We start from the raw sequence: 19,501 nt of genomic DNA, 5'->3' as shown, positions 1-19,501 counted from the left end.
TTAAATGGCTTCTTTAAGAACATTCAGTGCTTTTTCTACAATTGCAGTTTGTTGTTCAACCGGTGCGCGCTGTTGCTCCAAACGTCCAATTTCCATTGAACTTTGCGTAACTAAACGACAACGTTGCTCACGGCGCTGCATAAATTCAGCAAAGGCTAGATCGACATTTGCCTGTTTCTTAAAGATTTCAGCGAGTACTAACGCATCTTCAATACCCATACCTGCGCCTGAGGCTAGCTGTGGTGTAGTTGGGTGTGCTGAGTCACCAATAAGTAATACTTTTCCTAGATACCATGGTCCTGGAAGGTCAAAGCATTCAAGTGGGCGGAAGTTGATATTTGGATTATCAGCTTCGCTTAAGGATTCACGGATTTCAGCGAGAATACCGTCATAACCTTCAAGCAACTGCTTTAAATTTTTGTAATTATCTTCAGGTTCTTGCCAGCGTTGTGGGCAGCGTTCTAATAAGAACATATACATGTGATCTTTAGAAACAGGCGTAAAACCGACTTTCACCGGACCACCCAAGAAATAGGTACGGCGTTCAATCGAAGCAGGGCGCTTTAAAAATAAACGCCAGCAGCTTTGACCGGTATATTCTGCTTTAGGTGCGTCAGGAAATAACAGCTGGCGAGTTTTTGAAAGTACGCCGTCTGCACCTAATACAAAGTCATAATAGCCTTGACTACCGTCACTGAAAGTGACCGTCACCCCATTTTCATCTTGTTCAAAATCATCCGCAGTTAAACCTAGGCGCATTTGAATGCCGGCATCTTTAACATACTTGTGCATAATCGAATGCATAGTTGGACGCATAATACCGCCGCTTCCAGCGGTATCAGCACCGTCGAGCATGGGCGTTGGTAAAATACGCAGTGGATTGCCAGCAGGATCGCAGACTTGAATACCATCACCAACATAAGCTTGTTCAGTGACTTCGTCATAAACCCCGAGCTGTTTCAGTGCACGTAGGGTCGGGCCGGTAATCGTCAAGCCAGCACCTAATGCACCCCAATTCGGATTGATATCAATCAGGTCAACTTTGACGCCAATACGCGACAGCGTAATAGCAGAAGCCATGCCAGCTGTACCTGCGCCAATAATGAGAGCTTTTTTGCCTGCAGCGGCAGATTGTTGTGTCATGCGAGTCATCCTTGAAGCATTATTAATCTTTTAAAAACTGTGCAACTAATTGGGTAAAGTTTTTCGCGTGCTCGATTTGAGTCCAATGGCCGCATTGGCTGAAAATATGAACTTGACTATTTTCAATCCAGTTCAGCATGGTCAAAGAGGTTGAAAGCGGAATCACCTTGTCATCACGACCATGGACCATCAATGTAGGCTGCTTAATTTTGCGAATGGATTCCTCTGAATGAGACATTGCTTCAACCCATTGCTGGCGTGGCGCAGGGAACATACGTTCATAGGCTGCACGCGTGTCTTCTTTGGTGCTGGCGATATAGCGCATTTGTACCAAATCATCCCCTACCAGATTTTGGTTGTAGGCAAAGATTTTCATGATGGCCTGCATGTTTTCAAACGATGGCGTATAGCCCCATACCGCATCTAAACCAGCGGTCAATTCAAATGGAACTCCAACACTGCCCATGAGAATTAACTTATTGACACGCTCAGGGTGATAAATAGCCAAAGCAAGGGCCATGGATCCGCCAAAGGAGTTACCAATGACATTGACTTTTTTCAGCCCTAAAGCATCCAGGAAATCCACCATTTGCTGGAGCCAAGTATCACGATTAAAGTCGATGTCCTCTGGGAATGTGCTGTAACCAAAACCGGCAAAGTCAGGTGCCAGTAAACGATAATCATTTTGTAGTGCTTGAATGGTCAAACGCCAATTTGCCCATGCACTGACGCCAGGGCCTGAGCCATGTAGTAGCAAAACAGGTTCACCTTGTCCTACATCGTGATAGTTGGTTTGAATTGCACCGCATTGGATGTTTTTGCCAATTTCAGGATTTGTCATCGTATTCATTATTCATTCCTTGAAAATTGAATTAACCGCGTTTCCACAGCAAGAGAGCAGTGCGGGCTTCTGAGGTATTTTCTTCTAAACGTGCAGTCAAGCTAAGCTGACCTTGTTCATCCAAAGAGAAGCTGCGTTTTTGCTGTCCGCCAATCCAGTTTGGAAATAAACTAAGATCCACATAATGGGTTACCGTATTACCTTCAACGTCATACCGTCCTGCATAGGACATCATGCTGTTATAAGCGCCAGCTTTTTCAGCATCCGAAGCATTCCATTGTCCGCCTGTTGTAAAGGGTGCTCGATTAGCTCGGCTAATTTGACAACTCATAAAACCATCTGCTGTATATTGAATAATGCCTTGTGGTGCCTCACCCATCGGTAAAACTTGGCGCCCGTCATCATAGTTTTGTGCAAAGGTCACCAATTCCCAGCGGCCTGTTAAATCAATATTTGACATAATTACTTCCTTAAGTTTTCAATGTTTAAATCGGGTTTTATTGGTTTTTGTTTAATAGAAATTCAGTTACTACTTGGTTGTGGACGTCGGCACTTTCAAATTGTGCCCAGTGTCCCGTATCTTCGGCACAGTAAAATGTTCCTTGCTGCACCTGATCTGCAATATGCTGTCCTAAGGCAGGCGGTGTACGGTTAGCATCGCCCCAATAAACGAATGTCGGTGCTAGAATTTTTTTAGCTAAAGCATCAGTTACGGTATGTTTTTGAATGGTTTCGCCAGACAAATATTCAGTAATGAATTGCTTTTGAACTTCAGCCAAAGCAGGTTGACGATATAAGGTCTGACGCACTTGGATCGATTCATCCGTTAAACGTTCTGGCTTGGCTAAGATGCGAGCCATCCGGGTACGGACATTTTCAAAACTTGGGTTGTTGAGTACTTCAATCGAGCTGGATAAATTTGCTGCCCAATGGGGTTCTACATAGTCAGGGATTGCACCTGCATCCGGACGGTAACCCATAGTGGTGGTCAGCACTAAACGATCTACTTTTTCTGGATGCTGAATTGCCAATTGCATGGCCACCCACCCACCCATAGACTGGCCTTCAAAATGCGCACGTGAAATATTTAACTGCTGCATCACATCTAGAATCTGGTCAATCAAATTTGGAATGACCTCATGATCAAATTCAGTCGTTTGAGAACGACCATGCCAGAGAAAATCTAAGGCAATCACATGGAAGTGTTCAGCCAGTGCTGGAATGTTACGAGCATAATTTTCAAGATGCCCGCCAGTACCATGCAGTAAAAATAGGGCAGGGTTGTTCGGATTGCCTGCTTCTAAAATACGGCTTTTATATTTTCCTTGAATGATGCGCACATCTGAGTGAATCAGTTGAACCCAGTAATGTTCTGCTTCAGTATGAACCGTGGCATTCATGCTTTTTTCCTTATCTCAACGTCAGCTTTAGTCTTCTAGTGGTTGTGCTTTACTTTGTGAAATCGGACCACGTAAGGTGCCGTCGGACTTTTCTAGTCCAAAGGTCCATTCGGTGAAAATATGCGCTTCCGCTGCAAAATCTGTTGATTCCCAATCCTCAGTCACAATGTCTTCATCAGCGGCATATTCCCAGGCACCACCAAATGGGGTGAGGAAATACCAGAAACATGCTGAAGAAACACGATGACGGCCTGGACCTGCAAAGGTTTGCCAACCTCGACTGTCAATATGCTGACCGCCAAAAATCACTTCATGGATGTCGCGAACTTTAAAAGCAAGATGGTTAAAGCGAGTGCCTGGTGCTTTACCATTCATAAAGAACAGGTGATGATGATTGCCCTCAACGGAACAACGAATGAATACACCACGATCTGCATAGCGGTCAGAAACCAGAAAGCCTAAACGTTCAAGATAAAACTTTACTGCTTCACCGGCATCATCAACACCAATGGCCAAGTGACTAATTTCATAAGGCTGAGCTTTTTCGTAACGGGGAGCTCGGCTATTGACACGTTTAGGCTGGCTTGGCGAGTTAAATTGTGTATCGGTAAACGGAACATAGCTGCGCTGTGCTATACGGAAAGCAATGTGAATGCCCAAATCATCCTGACTGTGTATGGTGCCGTCAGCATCTACAGTCACTTCACGGTCAGTGCTCAGCTCTGCAGCAATCGCATCTAAGCCGGCCTGATCTTCAACGCCCCATACCATTTCACACATGCCACTTGGATTGCCGATAGGTGTGCGGTCAGGATGGGTTGTATCAGCTTGGAAAATCTCGACTTGAGAATTGTCTGTGGTCACAAAAAGGTAACTATTGTCCTGATCGCTTTCGACCTGCTTCAGGCCCCAATCATTGGCAAAGCGTAAAGCATCATCTAGCTGTTCAACGCCAAAGCGTATACGGTCTAAGCCTTTTATTTTAAAATTTTGTGCTGTGGTCATATCGTGCTCCGTTGGTCAGTACCAAAGTGTTATTCATCCTTGGTCTTCACTGTACGAAGCATTGGCATGTGAAAATAGCATTTAACTCATAAAGCAGTTATGCATATTCTGGATATCTGATTTAGGATTTCAAACCTAGGATGCATCACTCAATTTTGTTTAATTAAGTTCAAACAAGATATGAGTGGAGTTCAACTGACATGACGTCATTACCGTTATTTAATCATCATGTTCAAGGCAAAGTAGACGCGGCATGGATTACCTTTATTCCGGGTATAGGCAATGATGCAAGTTTCTGGGCAATGCATGCTGAAATTCTGGCAGAGCATTTTCAGGTACTGACCTTTGATCCCTGGGGACATAACCTTAGTCCATTACCGCCAGAACCATGTTCTTTTCAAGCAATTGTCGATGGGGTGATTGCGTTATGGGATCATTTAGGCATTCAAAAAAGTAGTGTGGTTGGTCTGGGTTTTGGCGGTTCTGTCAGTTTATCGCTGGGGCTGATATCTCCGGAACGGATTGAAAAAATTGTGGCGTGCTGCTGCCGTCCTCGTCAGCCAGATGACCGTCACGAATTTTGGCGTGACCGTTGTGCCAAAGCGCAGGCCAATGGCTTGGATAAATTAGGTGATGTTACGGTGGATCGTTGGTTATCTGAAGAATTTCGTGACACGCATCCTGAGGCTGACCAGCAACTACGCGCTATGATTAAACGTACCACAGTAGAAGGTTACTGTGCCTATGTGAATGCTTTTATTGAAATGGACTTTTCAAGCTCACTCGGACAGATTCAAACTCCAGTATTGCTATTGGCCGCAGAGCATGATCATGGTGGTGGTCCGGTGGAAGATATGCAGGCGATGGCAGCGCAATTGCCGAATGCGAAATTAGAAATTATTCAGGGCAGTGGTCATATCTGTAATTTTGAAGCGCCTGATCAGGTCAGCCAATATTTAACAAATTTTTTAACCCATAAATGATTTTCATGGAGTGAATTCACGATGAATAACAATAAAAGAGTGGTAATTATCGGTGGTGGACATGCCGGCTGCAGCTGTGCCAAAGCTTTACGTCATGAGCGCTTTACTGGTGAAATTGTATTGATTAGTAATGAGGCGGACTTACCCTATCATCGTCCGCCATTGTCAAAAAGTTTTATTAAAGATGTAGATGAGTTGGATTTATCCAAACTCTGTCTACAGCCAGAAACTTTTTATGAAAAATATCAAATCGATTTACGTTTAAATACTGCAGTGAGCGAAATTGACCCCGATGAAAACGTGGTCAAGCTCTATCATGGCGATCTGCTTGAATATGATTATCTGGTATTAGCCACAGGAACCCGCCCACGTCAATTGCCTTTACCGGGAATTGAACTACAAGGTGTCATGAGTCTGCGCACTTTACAGGATGCACGGCAATTACGTTCAGCACTTAACACAACTGAAAATGTCGTGATTATTGGTGGTGGATTTATTGGTTTAGAGTTGGCCTCTACAGCACGTAGTTTAGGTAAGAATGTTACGGTGCTCGAGCATATGCCACGGGTTTTGGGTCGTTCTGTATCGCCATTGGTGTCGGATTATATTGCCGATATACACCGTAAAAATGGCATTCAGATTGAAACCGGTGCATTTATCAATGAATTTGTTGGTGAAAATAGCAAAGTGACAGGGGTACGCTGTGCCAATGGCATTATTCCTGCTGAATTGGTGTTGGTGGGCGTAGGGGCAATTCCAAATACCGAACTGGCAGAGCAGGCAGGCATTCAATGTGATAATGGGATTAGCGTCAATCGTACCATGCAAACCAATATCGCCAATATTTTTGCCATTGGTGATTGTGCCAACCATGAAAATCATTTTGCAGGCGAACGTCGTATCCGATTAGAATCGGTACAAAATGCGAATGATCAGGCCATTACCGTAGCCAAGTTCGTTACCGAACAGCCTGCGGAATATAAAAATGTACCGTGGTTCTGGACAGATCAGGGCGACATTCGTTTACAGATGACCGGGCTTTCTTTTGATACCAGTGATTATGTAATTCGTGGCGATATGAAAAGCGGCCGTTTTTCCGTGTTCCATTATGCCAAAGATAAACTTGTCGCTATTGATTCGGTGAATCAACCAGTAGATCATATGATGGCAAGAAAATTGCTGGAAGCAGGGATCACGCCGTCTAAGCACCAAGTTGCAGATATTCATACCAATTTGAAGAGTTTTTTGACTCTTAATTCGGTATAAAAATCTGAACCGGTCTGTGCTTCAGACTCATTTTTTATAGGGAACATGAATAGGGAAATATGCATGCCATCAATACTGGATTCTAAATGGCTGGTGTTTATTAAAGTCGCAGAGTTAGGCAGCCTGTCCAAGGCAGCGCATGCGTTTAATGTACCCCAGTCTATGATTAGCAGGCATATTGCCCAACTTGAAGAACAATGCAGCACACGCCTATTTAAACGTACTGGGCGTGGTGTGGTCTTGACAGAATTGGGTGCCGAATTACTGCCTCGCATTATTAAACTAGCAATTGAGTGTGGTGTGATTGAGGATGATATTCGCACTTATGGTGGTGAACCGATAGGTGAAGTCCGTGTAGGTTTGTTACCCGCTTTGGTGCATCAGCTTTCAGGTGCGCTTTATAGTTATATACAGCAAAATTATCCCCGTATTAATTTACATTTGAGCGAAGGTTCAAATGTGCATTTAGAAGAAATGATTGAGGAGGGGCGTATTGATATGGCTTTACTTCTTCGTGAAGGGGAAGTTATTAAGCCAGAAGAAGCTGTGATTGCTGAATTTGGCTTAATGCTAGTGGGGAAGATCAATGATCCCTTAGTGGAACAGCCGACTATTAAACTAAGGGATTTACAAGATTTGCCCCTGATTGTACCAAGTCGACCCCACCCTTTACGTGCCCGTCTAGATCAGTTGGCAAGGCAGATGGACTATAACTTTGAATGTGTCTTAGAAGCAGACTCGAACCGTTTACAGCATGAGATTGTGGCTGCAGGTGGTGGATATGCCATTTCTTCGGGTCTATTTGGTCTTGAAAACCAACAGCGTTTAACAGCCAGTTTGATTGTAGAGCCAGAATTGTCACGCAGTGTTGTCTTGTCACATACCATACGCCGTCCAAATACACGTGCATCACGGGTGATTCAGCAATGGTTTGAGAAACAAGCGCCGCTGATATTGAAAGGGATGATTGTGAATCGATAATGTTTTGTATGAATCAATAGAGTACAAAAAATGGGAGCATTTCATTAGCTCCCATTTTTTATAGGTCGTTCATTTTAGACTTAGATACTTAAAGTTTAAACTTGAACAGTTTTCCACTAATAGCGAAAGCGAGTGGAGAAATTACAAGGGAGAATAAAAACGCAACAGGCCAAGCGATAGCAAAGCTTGTTAACCATTCTTGAATCATTAAAGAGGTCAAACCTAAGTTTAGGATCGAAAAGAAGAGCGTCATAACAAACGCCATCATTCCTGAAATAAAAACTTGGGTGATGATAATGAATTTTTTCTGGTTCATTGCGTAAAAACCTTTATGTAACATTGATTCAGCATGTGCTGAATGATGGTTAACGCCAAGGGTTCTAAACAGACTAATTCTCATATAGATGAGGGCCAGAATAACCAACTGACCTATCATTTTTAGGCAATAAACGTGCATTATAATTTTTTTGTTTATTTAATTCAAATGAGCATGAAGCTGTATGGCAGCAGTTTTGTGATTTCTTCGTATTTATTTTTTTGAAAATCAGCAGCATCTAGCTTCAAGTTTGATTGTAGATTCTAATCTTTCACACAGTGTTAATAGTGATCCTAGAAAAAATAATGGACCTTACGAAGCCGTGCTTCTCACTGATCCAAAGCTAACGTAACATTAAATTTAGAGATGTAATAAATAGCCAGACGCTTTAGTCCAGCATTTAAACAACAACCCATTCATTATGTGCTTGCAAACTCACATAGGCCTATAGCTGAAATTTCTCAGAAATTAGGTGTGGGTTATGTAAATAGATTCGTAAAAGCAATCCAGTTGCTTCAAGCGAACGTCAACTTTCACAAGAACAACAGCGGATCTTAGAATTTGAGAAAGAGGTCAAGCGGCGAAAGGAAGCCAATAACATCTTAAAAAAAGCGTATGTGTACTTTCTGATAGATCATGCTAAGAAAAGTATAGTCTAGTTCAAGATTTGAATATGAGTGAAATTACTGTATTTGCTGCCTGTAAATAAATGGGTATCAACACTGCAGAATACTCTGCTTGCTAAGCCAATAATATAGCCTAGAAATACAATGATTTAAAAGTCCAGCATTGGCAGAATCATATGTGATTGGGTATACCTGGATTAGTATAAACCATCAACTTTCCCTAAGATTGCTTAGGAAATCATTGTACCTTGCAATCAAAATATTCTTGTCCTATCCATCCATTTTATAGATATCTGCTTTACACCTTACATGCTAGCTCCGCATATCGCAGATCAGTACATTAGAAAAAAATGACTGAAACGGAGTTCAGCAGTGAACCACGCACACCATCCAACCTTATTTATTAATGACGACCATGTTGCACAACTCGCAACTTGGTCAAGTGCCATCGAAGCACTCAGTCATGCTTATAGCCAACCTATTTCTAATGCCATGGTGCCACCACGTACTATGGCACGCGGTGATGGTTTTTGGTTACGTAGCCTTTGTGCAGTTTCACCTTCTAAAGAATACATGGGTTGTAAACTCATCGCTGCAAGCCCAAAAAACAAAAAAGCCAGCTACCTGATTTCATTATTCGATCAAGACACTATGCGCTTGGCTGCACTTATTGATGGCAACCGTATTACCGACATCCGCACCGCAGCTAGCTCTGCTGTAGCGGTGAATGTTTTGGCAGATGCAGATCAATTCGATGTTGTGATCTTAGGATCAAGTGCACTCGCACGTAGCCATCTACATGCACTCAATGCTACAGGTCGTGTGGCAAAAGTACGTGTATTTAGCCCAACTGAAGCCAACCGTGAAAAATTCGCACAAGAATTTCATGCTCAATATGGCTTAGATATTCAAGCCGTTGCAACAGCAGAAGAGGCTGTTAAGGGTGCCAATGTGGTGATCTGTGCGTCACGCAGCCGTGACGGTGGGCCAGTCTTTGATGCTGCATGGCTTGAACCGGGGATGACCGTGGTATCAGTCAGTTCAACCTTGCCAGAACAACGTGAACTAGATGTTGAAACCATGAAAGCTGCAAGTCTGATTGTGGCAGATATGCCAGAAGAAGTGATTCATGAAACAGGTGACGCGCTAGTTGCACAGCAAGAAGGCTGTGATGTGGCTGCAAAGACAGTTTCTTTATCTGATGTCATGTCAGGAAAAGCCAAAGTACGTAATTCACCAGAAGAGATTGTCATCTACAAATCTGTTGGCTCAGCGCTACAAGACATCGTGACTGCTGAAATGCTGCTACGTAATGCCAAAACCGCAGACAAATACCAAGAAATGAGCGACAGCATTGTCACCATCGACCGTTAATTCAAAATTTAAAACATCAATATTTAAGAACGTAACCCAACAGGGAAAGGAGAATTTTCATGGCTAACTATAAACGCAGTGAAGCACGTGCATGGGCAAAAGAATATTTAAAAGGTTGCTCATCAGTCACTATTCCAAGTTATAGCCAAGACTTAAGCCGCTTAAATGAGAAGGGTATTCGCCACGATATTCAGAAAGTCATCGATTTGGGTTACACCTATACATTGTTATGTACAGAAGTGGCAATTACCCCTGAGGAAAATGCGCAATTTACCGCATGGGCAAAAGATCAGGCAGGTGACAAATTGGGTTTATTCTTCCACGCAGGCTTTGGCACACTGGAAGAAAATATTCGTGCAGTAAAACTGGCGGAAAAAGCGGGTGCAGATATTGTGCTGCTGTCTTATCCATCCAATTTCTGGCCGACTTCTGAACAAGATATTTATGACTATACCAAAGCTTTCTGTGATGCGACAGATTTAGGGGTGATGTTGTTTGCTATTCCACTTTGGGGCTTTGAGCGTGTACATCCACAAGGCATGTCACCAGAACTGATTCAACGATTAATTGATGACTGTCCGAATGTGGTGTCATTAAAAGCAGAACAGGGTTTCCCGCATATTGCCGGTTTAGTGGATAGCTTTGAACGTTTTAACGATCAGATCGTTGTGACCTGCCCGATTGAAAGTGACGTGATTCCACTTCTTCGTTACATGGATATGCAATTCTCAGGAACCAGCTATACGCAGTGGATGGGTGATCATTTTGTCAAAACCTTTAATCTAGCGAAAGAAGGCAACTTTGATGAAGCGATGCAATTGTACTGGCAAGCTCAGCCGGCTCGCGGTGCAGTAGGTGCTGCAACTGGAGCCTATATGCCAGGTTCTAACTATATTAACCGTGCGCATTGGAAATACATGGACTGGTTAGCGGGTTTCAATGGTGGTCCGCTTCGCGCGCCGATTGCCCGTATTCCAGATCGTCAGATGAAAGTATTGCGTCAAGGCTTAATCGCTTCAGGTTTGCCATGCACCGATGACCCAGACAGTGAATTCTTGGTTGGTCGTTTTCCAGAGTAAGGCTTAATAAATTAAGGATAGATAAATGAATAGTTTTGCACATTTAAATCCAGCAGACCTCCTGAAAGATCCTGGCCTTTGGAAAACTGGTGCCTTCATTAATGGCCAGTGGATTCAAGAAACTGCTCATGGTAGTTACAGCTTAAATAACCCAGCAACAGGATTAGAGCTGGTTAAATTGCCACGTTGCAAGGAAGAAGAAACCAATCAGGCGATTGCCACTGCACAAACAGCTTTTGAGAAATGGCGTAAAACCACAGCCAAACAGCGTTATGAAATTATTAACCGCTGGTATCAGCTGGTTGTGGAACATAAAGAAGACTTAGCCACCATCATTACTTTGGAAGAAGGCAAACCTTTATCTGAAGCGCGCGGTGAGATGGATTACGCCGCTTCATTCTTGCAATGGTTTGCTGAAGAAGCGAAACGTATCCGCGGTGATATATTGCCAGCACCGAAAGACACTCAACGTATTGTGGTGTTGAAGCAGCCGATAGGTGTCTGTGCAGCGATTACGCCTTGGAATTTCCCAGCAGCGATGATTACCCGTAAAGCAGGACCTGCATTGGCAGCTGGTTGTACCATGGTGGTAAAACCAGCAAGTCAAACGCCGATGACGGCGTTGGCGCTGGCAGAACTTGCTCGCCGTGCCGGTGTGCCGGATGGTGTATTCAGTGTGTTGACCGGTAATGATACGCGTGTCATTGGTGGTATTCTGACTTCACATCCTTTAGTCCGTAAAATTACCTTCACAGGCTCGACGGAAGTGGGTCGCACACTGCTAGAACAATCAGCAGCCACCATTAAGAAATGTTCAATGGAACTGGGCGGTAATGCACCCTCCATTGTATTTGATGATGCAGACCTCAACTTGGCGGTAGATGGCGTCATTGCCTCTAAATTCCGTAACACAGGTCAAGCCTGTATTTCTGCCAACCGTATCTATGTGCAGGATGCCATTTATGACGAATTTGCACAGCGCTTGGTAGCTAAAGTTAAAGCGCTGAAAGTCGGCAACGGCCTGGAAGAGGGCGTAGTTCAAGGCCCGCTGATTGATGCTGGCGCAGTCGAAAAAGTGCAGTCGCATATTGCCAATGCTGTGGAGCATGGCGCATCGGTAGTGTGCGGCGGACGCCGCAGCGAGTTAGGTGGATTCTTCTTTGAGCCGACAGTCTTGACCAATGTCACTAAAGACATGGTAATTGCGCATGATGAAACTTTTGGTCCAGTTGCGCCCTTGATCCGCTTCAGCACAGATGAAGATGTCATTGCGCAAGCCAACGATACCGAATTTGGACTGGCAGCATATCTGTATAGTCAGAACTCTGCGCGTGTTTGGCGTACTTCTGAGGCTTTAGAAGCGGGCATGATCGGTATTAATACTGGACTGATTTCAAATGAAGTTGCGCCATTTGGAGGCGTGAAACAAAGCGGTTTGGGCCGTGAAGGTTCACATTACGGCATCGATGAATTTCTTGAAATGAAATACATGTGTTGGGATGGATTGTACACAGACTAAGTCAATCGTCAATTGGTCTTAGATCTAATATTGGGCTGTTTCAACTTTATTCACAATGCGGGACAGCTCAATAGCCAATGCAAGATGCAGTAAAACGGCGATATAAAAATACAAGGCAACAGGGGTATTCCGAGGAATGGGATACAGGAGAAATGGAATGAATATTATTGGTATAGATCAATTGATCTACGGCGCAAATGACTTAGCTGCCTCAGTCAAATTTATGCAGGATTTTGGTTTGATTGAAGTGCCACATCAAGTTTTTGGCCGCTATTTTGAAACTTTAGATGGTACAGGTATTCTGATTGCAGAAGCAGATCATGAAGCTTTGCCGCCAAAGCTCCCATCTATGAGTCAATTACGCAAAATGGTCTATGGTGTTGCAGATCAGGCGACTTTAGATGCTATTCAAGCAGAGCTGAGTACCGACCGTGAAGTGAAAGTACTCGATAATGGTGCTTTGGAAACTGTAGATGACTCAGGCATTAGTATTGGTTTTCAAATCAGTATTCGCCGTGAATTAAATTTGTCTGTAGAAAAAATCAATGCACCAGGTGCTCCACAAGGTCGTGAATATAATCAACTTGGTGTAGATCATTCTATCCAAATTCAACCTCGGACTTTAGGCCATACTGCTGTTTTTGTGCCGGATGCCGCGAAGGCGGAGCATTTTTTTGTCAACCGTTTAGGGTTCCGTGTCAGTGACCGTCTAGGTGGTGGACCATTCCTGCGTGCTGGCGGTACTACAGATCACCATACCTTATTTCTCATTCAGGCACCGGAACATATTAAAGGTGTTGAACATATTTCATTCCATCTTTCTGGGCCAAGCGAGTTGATGCTGGCAGGCCAGCGTTTTGAAAAAGCGGGGCACGAAAGCTTTTGGGGTCCAGGTCGCCATGGTTTAGGTTCGAACTGGTTCTGGTATTTCGACGGACCATTGGGTTGCCGTTTTGAATACGATGCTGATATGGATCAGCTCGATACCAACTGGGTGCCACGTGAGCTTCCATTACATGAAGACAATGCCCAAGCGTATTTGCTGGAATTCAGAAAGCAGAACTGGGCACCATTTAATGGTCCAGTCAAAAAAGCAGGCTAATCATTTTTTAACCGAACAGTGTTAAACCGAGATGCCCAGCAACGCTCAGGATGAGCGCAAGCCAGGGATACAAAACAACAATCAGGGAGATGTCGCATGTTTAAATATATTCAAGTGACTGCAGGAAGTGATGAAGACTACGTAGATCATTTATGTGATCGCGTAGAGGAAAGTTTAAATAACGGTTTTTTACCGATTGACGTGTTCAATGACGATGCGGTATTCCGTGCAGAAATGGAACGTATTTATACCCGCAACTGGATTTTTATTGCGCATGAAACTGAAATTCCGAATTCAGGCGACTATGTATTGCGCCGTTTAGGTTTGGATAAAGTGATTGTGACACGTGACAGCGAAAATAAAATCAATGTTTTGCTGAATCATTGCCGTCACCGCGGGACAGAGGTATGTCATAACGACCGTGGTAATGCAACCAGTTTTAAATGCCCGTACCATGGCTGGGTGTATAAAAATAACGGCGACTGGATGGGCGCACCGCATATGAAAGATGCCTATGGCGGCAAACTTGATGCGAAAGAATGGGGATTACTTCGCGCGGCTAAAGTTGAAAGCTTATATGGTTTTATCTTCGCCTCTTTAAATGAAGATGTGCCTGATCTACGTGAGTATCTCGGTGACACGGTATGGGCCTTGGATGCGATTTTCGGTATTCACCCTGATGGCGTGAAATTACTTAAAGAACCAGAGCGTTTCCAAGTCAAAGCCGACTGGAAAAGTGGTGCAGAAAACTTTTGTGGCGATGCCTACCATGTGAGTACGGCACATATGTCTGCGGCGAGTTCAGGTTTTATTCCAAGCGTCAATCAAGTCAGCACCCATGCATCGGGTTATGACTTTGGTAACGGCAACAGTTTTATTGGTCATAACTTGTCCGATATGGTCGGTATTCCCTTGCCAAATTGGGGTTATCCACCAGAGCTGCAGGCGCAGTTTGATTTGTCTAATCTAGATGAAACCCAAATTAAAATGATTAAGGAAATTCCGCCAACCATTGGTACGATTTTCCCGAACTTCAGTTATATGCGTTTACCGCATCCTTCTGCACCGGGTGAAATGCCTATTCCATTTACCAACATCCGTATGTGGCAACCGGTTGCACCTGGAGTGATGGAACTATGGAACTACGAGTTTGAATTTAGTTTTGTACCAGAACAGTATGCTGAAAAAGCCTATGCTGCAGGCCAGTATGCCTTTGGTTCAGGTGGGATTTTTGAAGCGGATGATACTGCGGTTTGGGAAGGCATTGCCAAAGGTGCGCAAAGCCCGTGGTTGCGCAAAGAGAAAGTCAATTTGCACTACAGCCAAAAACAGACCGGTAAAGATCCAAGCTGGACTGGCCCAGGCGAATTCCATCCATCCATTTATGGTGAATACTGTCAAATCGGGTTCTGGCGCCGCTGGCTGAAAGAAATGCGTGAAGGCAAACAAGCCAAAGTGACTTGCCTGGTTGATGAAAATGAACAGCAAAAAGGAGTGGCGTAATGGATTATTCAACTCACAACACTGTACACAAATTTTTGGCGCAGGAAGCGCTGCTGCTGGATGAACGCCGTTTTGACGAATGGTTTGCACTTTTGGATGATGAGATTGTCTATGAAGTGCCATTGCGGATCAGTTCATATCATTTTAAAGATGAGTTTCCTGGTGAAGCCTACCGTGTTCTAGATCGTAAAGCGCATATTAAAACCCGTATCGATCGTATGGCATCGGGTCAGGCATGGGCAGAAGTGCCACCATCGCGCACATTACGTGTGATTGGTAGTGTGATGATTGAGCCGACTGAACAAACCGATGTCGTCAATGTCCACAGTGCGACGATTATGTACCGCCAACGTGGTCATGATGAACAGGGCGATATCATTCCTTACCGCCGTGTAGACACGCTAAAAATTACAGAGCAGGGTGCTCGCTTATTGAAACGCAAGGCTATTTTAACCGAAGCGGTGTTACGTACGCCAAACTTGGGCGTGTTTCTGTAAATCAGAAACCGTCCTCTGGACTTGAAATTAAAGGATGAATCTCATGAGTAATCAAAAAATTGAAATTATTTTAGACACACATCAATGTCAGGGCTATGGCATGTGCCTGATGTCGGAAGACATTTTTGAAATACCACAAGGTAGTCAAGTGGCCAATTTAAAAATGCATTTTGTAGATATTGACCGTGAAGATGAAGTGAAAGAACTAGTAGGCTCTTGTCCGGCACAGGCGATTAGTTTTCGTATTTTAGAATCTGCATAGGGAATCTTGTTATGTCAGTTGTACACAATATGCTGAGTAAGCGCTTTGATCAAATCTGTTTTGTGGTGGAGGATTTGCAGCAAGCGATGGATTTCTTCAGCAAGACCAATGGTGTTGAAGTGTGGAATGTCGCAGAAGGCCTTTCTCAAACCCAAAAAGAGAAAGAGTATTATGGTCAAGCAGGCGATTTCCAATTTAGCTGTGCTTATGGCTTTGCGGGTGAAACCCTGATTGAACTGGCACGCCATGACGGTGGTCAAAGCGTCTATAAAGACTGGCTGGATGATAAAGGCAAAGGCCCACATCACATCGGCTTCCGCCAAAAAGATGCCACTGAATATGCACAAGCAGAACAGCATTATCTTGATTTAGGAATTCAAAAAGCCATGGCAGGTTTCTTTGAAGGACCATTTGGTAACTGTCGCTGGGCATATTTTGATACTCGGGAGCAAATTGGTTGCTTTACTGAGCTCTATTATGTCGATGGTGAACTTGATCAACGTATGTCAGAACTGAAAAGCGGTAAAAACGTCAGCATTACAGACTAATTTATCTCGAGGTCAGCCCATTTTAAAGTAGAGAGTAACATGGGCTGAAACACTTATCCTTAAATTTAAAAATAATGGGCAGTCATGCTTAGGCGGAGCTTTGCCTAAAAATCGCTTGAAATAAGAAAAGGAGCAGAGGATGGCAGCCACAGAAATATCGATTGCGGATGCATTGTATAAGGCTGAACTAAATCAGCAAGCCATTGCACCGATTGGGGAAATTTTAGGTGAAACTGAAACAGTAGATCGTGCTTATGCTGTTCAGGATATCAATACCCAGCGTGCGCTGAATCAAGGTCGTCGCCTAGTCGGGAAGAAAATTGGCCTCACCTCATTTGCAGTACAAAAACAGCTTGGCGTGGATTCACCTGATTTCGGTATGCTATTTGAAGATATGGCATTTCAAGATGGTGAAACTATTCCATTCCAAAAGCTGATTCAGCCTAAAGTTGAGGCGGAAATTGCCTTGGTGCTGAAAAGCAGTTTAACCCATAGCCAACATTGTGTGGCTGACATTATTGCAGCTACAGATTATGCCGTGGCTGCCATTGAAGTCGTGGATAGCCGTATTGAAAACTGGAAAATTTCCTTACTGGATACAGTCGCAGACAATGCTTCAAGTGCAGCCTTCGTTCTTGGAACGCAAAAAGTACAGTTGGCGGATGTTGATCTGGTGAATTGTCGTATGCAAATGACACGTTTTGATAAGGTGGTTTCAGAGGGACAAGGTAAGGCCTGTCTGGATAATCCACTCAATGCTGCGGTTTGGCTGGCAGATGAAATGGTGCGGCGTGGACGGCCTTTGAAAGTTGGTGACATTGTTCTGACCGGTGCATTAGGTCCAATGGTGGCAGTAAAAGCAGGTGAGGAATTTAAGGTCGAGATTGAAGGCTTTGGCTCAGTCTCTGTACGTTTTAGTACATAACAAATAGGGATACATATTATGGCAAAGATTCAATGCGCCATCATTGGTTCGGGCAATATTGGTACCGACTTGATGATCAAAATTATGCGCAATCCAAAATATCTGGAAATGGCTGCAATGGTCGGTGCAGATCCTCAGTCTGATGGTTTGGCGCGTGCTGCACGTTTTGGTTTTGAAACCACCGCTGAAAGTGTAGAAGGCTTGCTCAAACTGCCATCATTTAAAGACATTAAGATTGTCTTTGATGCCACGTCTGCTGGAGCACATGCCCATCACAATGCAGTATTGCAAAAATATGGCATTCAAGTAATTGACTTAACACCTGCGGCAATAGGACCTTATGTGGTGCCGGTCGTAAATCTGGATCAACATTTGGATGCAGTCAATATTAATATGGTGACTTGCGGTGGTCAGGCAACTATCCCAATGGTACATGCAGTGTCAAAAGTAGCGAAAGTGCACTATGCTGAAATTATTGCCTCAATTGCAAGTAAATCAGCAGGACCAGGGACTCGTGCCAATATTGACGAATTTACCGAAACCACATCCAAGGCTATTGAAGAAGTTGGTGGAGCAAAGAAAGGTAAAGCGATCATTATTATGAATCCTGCTGAACCACCACTCATCATGCGTGATACTGTTTATTGCTTTGCGGAGTTAGGAGCTGATCAAGAGGCAATTCGACAATCAGTACAAGAAATGGTGACGGCTGTGAATGCTTATGTACCTGGTTATCGCTTAAAACAAGAAGTTCAGTTTGAAGAGTTTAATTCAGCCCAACCGTTAAATATTCCAAGTCTTGGGAAGATGGCCGGACTTAAAGTTTCGATCTTTTTGGAAGTAGAAGGCGCAGCACATTACCTACCAGCTTATGCGGGCAACCTCGACATTATGACTAGCGCAGCTTTAGCCGCAGCGGAGCGTTTTGCCCAAATGCACTTAACCAATTTAAACACTCAACCAACTACAGTAGGAGCATAAAATGATTGATCCGCAACGTAAAATTTATGTTTCTGATGTGACCCTGCGTGATGGCATGCATGCGATCCGCCATCAATATTCCTTGGATCATGTTCGTCAAATTGCCCGTGCTTTAGATGAGGCTGGGGTAGATAGTATTGAAGTGGCACATGGCGATGGGCTACAAGGTTCAAGTTTTAACTATGGTTTTGGTGCACATACCGATTTGGAGTGGATAGAAGCAGTTGCCAGTGAAGTCAAAAATGCCAAGGTTGCAACGTTATTACTGCCTGGAATTGGTACTATTCACGATTTAAAAGCAGCCTATAATGCTGGCGCACGCGTGGTTCGGGTTGCGACACATTGTACCGAAGCCGATGTATCTAAACAGCATATTGAACATGCGCGTGAACTGGGCATGGATACAGTCGGCTTCTTAATGATGAGTCATATGAATACGCCGCAAGGTTTGGCACAGCAAGGTAAGCTTATGGAAAGCTATGGCGCGCAGTGTATCTATGTGGTGGATTCTGGCGGTGCAATGAATATGTATGACATCGCTGAACGATTCAAAGCCATGAAAGATGTACTCAACCCTGAAACACAAACTGGTATGCATGCACATCATAATCTAAGTTTGGGCGTAGCAAACAATATTGTGGCGTTGGAACATGGCTGTAATCGTATTGATGCCAGCTTAACAGGTATGGGGGCGGGAGCAGGCAATGCACCACTCGAAGTATTTATTGCAGCTGCCCAGCGTATGGGTTTAAACCATGGCTGTGACGTGAAAAAACTGATTGATGCTGCCGAAGATATTGTGCGTCCATTACAGGAGCGTCCAGTGCGTGTAGACCGTGAAACCTTGGCACTCGGTTATGCAGGCGTCTATTCAAGTTTCCTACGTCATACGGAAACAGTCGCTGCAAAGTATGGTTTATCCGCTTTTGATATCTTAGTTGAGTTAGGTAAACGCCGTATGGTCGGTGGTCAAGAAGATATGATTGTAGATGTAGCATTAAACATGCTCAAAGTACGATCTGCATAAATTTAAATGTGCATGCTAATGCAGTATTGGCTAGAACAACTTTGGTGGGTCTGACGTCCTCGTACAGAAAGAGATTGTTGAGGATGATTATAATCCGAAGAGTGTAATGACATCCTAGATAGC

20 protein-coding genes and 1 pseudogene are annotated in these 19,501 nt (G+C 43.9%); 15 read left to right on the top strand and 6 right to left on the bottom strand.

Features of this window, described 5'->3' with window-relative positions:
* The 5 genes from AC5YCI_RS07590 to AC5YCI_RS07570 are packed head-to-tail and all read right to left on the bottom strand — an operon-like array spanning position 1 to position 4,389.
* Entirely contained in the window at positions 1 to 1,143 is a 1,143-nt protein-coding gene (locus AC5YCI_RS07590) for an FAD-dependent oxidoreductase (RefSeq protein ID WP_496175386.1), read from the bottom strand.
* A gap of 22 nt (positions 1,144 to 1,165) precedes the next feature.
* Positions 1,166 to 1,993 carry an alpha/beta fold hydrolase gene (locus AC5YCI_RS07585; protein ID WP_496175385.1) on the bottom strand — a complete coding sequence of 276 codons (828 nt, stop codon included), beginning with the start codon at positions 1,991 to 1,993 and terminating at the stop codon, positions 1,166 to 1,168.
* 22 nt (positions 1,994 to 2,015) lie between these two features.
* Positions 2,016 to 2,444, bottom strand: a complete 429-nt coding sequence (locus AC5YCI_RS07580; RefSeq protein WP_496175384.1) for a lipocalin-like domain-containing protein — start codon at positions 2,442 to 2,444, stop codon at positions 2,016 to 2,018.
* Between the two features lie 37 nt (positions 2,445 to 2,481).
* The gene (locus AC5YCI_RS07575) at positions 2,482 to 3,384 is read right to left on the bottom strand and encodes an alpha/beta fold hydrolase (protein ID WP_496175383.1); all 903 of its coding nucleotides are present in this window, start codon (positions 3,382 to 3,384) and stop codon (positions 2,482 to 2,484) included.
* Between the two features lie 27 nt (positions 3,385 to 3,411).
* A complete protein-coding gene (locus AC5YCI_RS07570) occupies positions 3,412 to 4,389 on the bottom strand; it encodes a VOC family protein (protein WP_496175382.1) in 978 nt (325 codons plus the stop codon).
* Positions 4,390 to 4,589: 200 nt separating this feature from the next.
* On the opposite strand from AC5YCI_RS07570, the gene AC5YCI_RS07565 reads away from it, so the two are divergent.
* The 3 genes from AC5YCI_RS07565 (at position 4,590) to AC5YCI_RS07555 (ending at position 7,619) form a co-directional block, all read left to right on the top strand.
* Complete coding sequence (locus tag AC5YCI_RS07565; protein ID WP_496175381.1) at positions 4,590 to 5,372, top strand: alpha/beta fold hydrolase; 783 nt, start codon at positions 4,590 to 4,592, stop codon at positions 5,370 to 5,372.
* Positions 5,373 to 5,393: 21 nt separating this feature from the next.
* The gene (locus AC5YCI_RS07560; RefSeq protein ID WP_496175380.1) at positions 5,394 to 6,638 is read left to right on the top strand and encodes an NAD(P)/FAD-dependent oxidoreductase; all 1,245 of its coding nucleotides are present in this window, start codon (positions 5,394 to 5,396) and stop codon (positions 6,636 to 6,638) included.
* A gap of 63 nt (positions 6,639 to 6,701) precedes the next feature.
* Positions 6,702 to 7,619, top strand: a complete 918-nt coding sequence (locus AC5YCI_RS07555) for a LysR family transcriptional regulator (protein WP_496175379.1) — start codon at positions 6,702 to 6,704, stop codon at positions 7,617 to 7,619.
* A gap of 88 nt (positions 7,620 to 7,707) precedes the next feature.
* On the opposite strand, the gene AC5YCI_RS07550 is transcribed toward AC5YCI_RS07555, so the two are convergent.
* Positions 7,708 to 7,935: a DUF2798 domain-containing protein gene (locus AC5YCI_RS07550; RefSeq protein ID WP_496175378.1), complete on the bottom strand. Its 228-nt coding sequence runs from the start codon at positions 7,933 to 7,935 to the stop codon at positions 7,708 to 7,710.
* Positions 7,936 to 8,310: 375 nt separating this feature from the next.
* Here AC5YCI_RS07550 and AC5YCI_RS07545 point away from each other — a divergent pair.
* From AC5YCI_RS07545 to dmpG, 12 genes and pseudogenes are all read left to right on the top strand, one after another.
* Positions 8,311 to 8,677 (top strand): annotated as a pseudogene (locus tag AC5YCI_RS07545) (transposase); the annotation flags it as partial.
* A gap of 256 nt (positions 8,678 to 8,933) precedes the next feature.
* The gene (locus tag AC5YCI_RS07540; RefSeq protein WP_496175377.1) at positions 8,934 to 9,935 is read left to right on the top strand and encodes an ornithine cyclodeaminase family protein; all 1,002 of its coding nucleotides are present in this window, start codon (positions 8,934 to 8,936) and stop codon (positions 9,933 to 9,935) included.
* A gap of 59 nt (positions 9,936 to 9,994) precedes the next feature.
* A complete protein-coding gene (locus AC5YCI_RS07535; RefSeq protein WP_496175376.1) occupies positions 9,995 to 11,014 on the top strand; it encodes a dihydrodipicolinate synthase family protein in 1,020 nt (339 codons plus the stop codon).
* Between the two features lie 25 nt (positions 11,015 to 11,039).
* Positions 11,040 to 12,533 (top strand): NAD-dependent succinate-semialdehyde dehydrogenase, encoded by a 1,494-nt coding sequence (locus AC5YCI_RS07530; protein WP_496175375.1) that lies wholly within the window; start codon positions 11,040 to 11,042, stop codon positions 12,531 to 12,533.
* A 157-nt stretch (positions 12,534 to 12,690) separates the two neighbouring features.
* On the top strand, positions 12,691 to 13,635 hold the full coding sequence (locus AC5YCI_RS07525) for a VOC family protein (RefSeq protein WP_496175374.1): 945 nt from the start codon (positions 12,691 to 12,693) through the stop codon (positions 13,633 to 13,635).
* A gap of 96 nt (positions 13,636 to 13,731) precedes the next feature.
* Positions 13,732 to 15,138, top strand: a complete 1,407-nt coding sequence (locus AC5YCI_RS07520) for an aromatic ring-hydroxylating oxygenase subunit alpha (RefSeq protein WP_496175373.1) — start codon at positions 13,732 to 13,734, stop codon at positions 15,136 to 15,138.
* Entirely contained in the window at positions 15,138 to 15,635 is a 498-nt protein-coding gene (locus AC5YCI_RS07515) for an aromatic-ring-hydroxylating dioxygenase subunit beta (protein ID WP_496175372.1), read from the top strand. Before AC5YCI_RS07520 ends, AC5YCI_RS07515 begins: the two co-directional genes overlap by 1 nt.
* Before the next feature lie 43 nt (positions 15,636 to 15,678).
* Complete coding sequence (locus tag AC5YCI_RS07510; protein WP_496175371.1) at positions 15,679 to 15,897, top strand: ferredoxin; 219 nt, start codon at positions 15,679 to 15,681, stop codon at positions 15,895 to 15,897.
* Between the two features lie 11 nt (positions 15,898 to 15,908).
* Positions 15,909 to 16,445 carry a VOC family protein gene (locus AC5YCI_RS07505; RefSeq protein WP_496175370.1) on the top strand — a complete coding sequence of 179 codons (537 nt, stop codon included), beginning with the start codon at positions 15,909 to 15,911 and terminating at the stop codon, positions 16,443 to 16,445.
* A gap of 139 nt (positions 16,446 to 16,584) precedes the next feature.
* A complete protein-coding gene (locus AC5YCI_RS07500) occupies positions 16,585 to 17,370 on the top strand; it encodes a 2-keto-4-pentenoate hydratase (protein ID WP_496175369.1) in 786 nt (261 codons plus the stop codon).
* An 18-nt stretch (positions 17,371 to 17,388) separates the two neighbouring features.
* Positions 17,389 to 18,351, top strand: coding sequence for an acetaldehyde dehydrogenase (acetylating) (locus tag AC5YCI_RS07495; RefSeq protein WP_496175368.1), 963 nt, complete (start codon positions 17,389 to 17,391; stop codon positions 18,349 to 18,351).
* 1 nt (position 18,352) lies between these two features.
* Positions 18,353 to 19,378, top strand: a complete 1,026-nt coding sequence (gene dmpG, locus AC5YCI_RS07490; protein ID WP_496175367.1) for a 4-hydroxy-2-oxovalerate aldolase — start codon at positions 18,353 to 18,355, stop codon at positions 19,376 to 19,378.
* The last annotated feature ends 123 nt before the right edge of the window (positions 19,379 to 19,501 follow it).

This window comes from Acinetobacter sp. CY17 (genome assembly GCF_059515825.1).
Note: the sequence above shows the minus strand (reverse complement) of the source record. Positions and strands in the feature narration are given on the sequence as shown.

Bases quoted from the DNA above. Each gene is read 5' to 3' on its own strand.
- AC5YCI_RS07570 (WP_496175382.1), bottom strand. From the start codon at position 4,389: ATGACCACAGCACAAAATTTTAAAATAAAAGGCTTAGACCGTATACGC.
- AC5YCI_RS07560 (WP_496175380.1), top strand. From the start codon at position 5,394: ATGAATAACAATAAAAGAGTGGTAATTATCGGTGGTGGACATGCCGGC.
- AC5YCI_RS07580 (WP_496175384.1), bottom strand. From the start codon at position 2,444: ATGTCAAATATTGATTTAACAGGCCGCTGGGAATTGGTGACCTTTGCA.
- AC5YCI_RS07575 (WP_496175383.1), bottom strand. From the start codon at position 3,384: ATGAATGCCACGGTTCATACTGAAGCAGAACATTACTGGGTTCAACTG.
- AC5YCI_RS07505 (WP_496175370.1), top strand. From the start codon at position 15,909: ATGTCAGTTGTACACAATATGCTGAGTAAGCGCTTTGATCAAATCTGT.
- AC5YCI_RS07525 (WP_496175374.1), top strand. From the start codon at position 12,691: ATGAATATTATTGGTATAGATCAATTGATCTACGGCGCAAATGACTTA.
- dmpG (WP_496175367.1), top strand. From the start codon at position 18,353: ATGATTGATCCGCAACGTAAAATTTATGTTTCTGATGTGACCCTGCGT.
- AC5YCI_RS07555 (WP_496175379.1), top strand. From the start codon at position 6,702: ATGCCATCAATACTGGATTCTAAATGGCTGGTGTTTATTAAAGTCGCA.
- AC5YCI_RS07495 (WP_496175368.1), top strand. From the start codon at position 17,389: ATGGCAAAGATTCAATGCGCCATCATTGGTTCGGGCAATATTGGTACC.
- AC5YCI_RS07530 (WP_496175375.1), top strand. From the start codon at position 11,040: ATGAATAGTTTTGCACATTTAAATCCAGCAGACCTCCTGAAAGATCCT.
- AC5YCI_RS07510 (WP_496175371.1), top strand. From the start codon at position 15,679: ATGAGTAATCAAAAAATTGAAATTATTTTAGACACACATCAATGTCAG.
- AC5YCI_RS07535 (WP_496175376.1), top strand. From the start codon at position 9,995: ATGGCTAACTATAAACGCAGTGAAGCACGTGCATGGGCAAAAGAATAT.
- AC5YCI_RS07585 (WP_496175385.1), bottom strand. From the start codon at position 1,993: ATGAATACGATGACAAATCCTGAAATTGGCAAAAACATCCAATGCGGT.
- AC5YCI_RS07565 (WP_496175381.1), top strand. From the start codon at position 4,590: ATGACGTCATTACCGTTATTTAATCATCATGTTCAAGGCAAAGTAGAC.
- AC5YCI_RS07515 (WP_496175372.1), top strand. From the start codon at position 15,138: ATGGATTATTCAACTCACAACACTGTACACAAATTTTTGGCGCAGGAA.
- AC5YCI_RS07520 (WP_496175373.1), top strand. From the start codon at position 13,732: ATGTTTAAATATATTCAAGTGACTGCAGGAAGTGATGAAGACTACGTA.
- AC5YCI_RS07590 (WP_496175386.1), bottom strand. From the start codon at position 1,143: ATGACACAACAATCTGCCGCTGCAGGCAAAAAAGCTCTCATTATTGGC.
- AC5YCI_RS07500 (WP_496175369.1), top strand. From the start codon at position 16,585: ATGGCAGCCACAGAAATATCGATTGCGGATGCATTGTATAAGGCTGAA.
- AC5YCI_RS07550 (WP_496175378.1), bottom strand. From the start codon at position 7,935: ATGAACCAGAAAAAATTCATTATCATCACCCAAGTTTTTATTTCAGGA.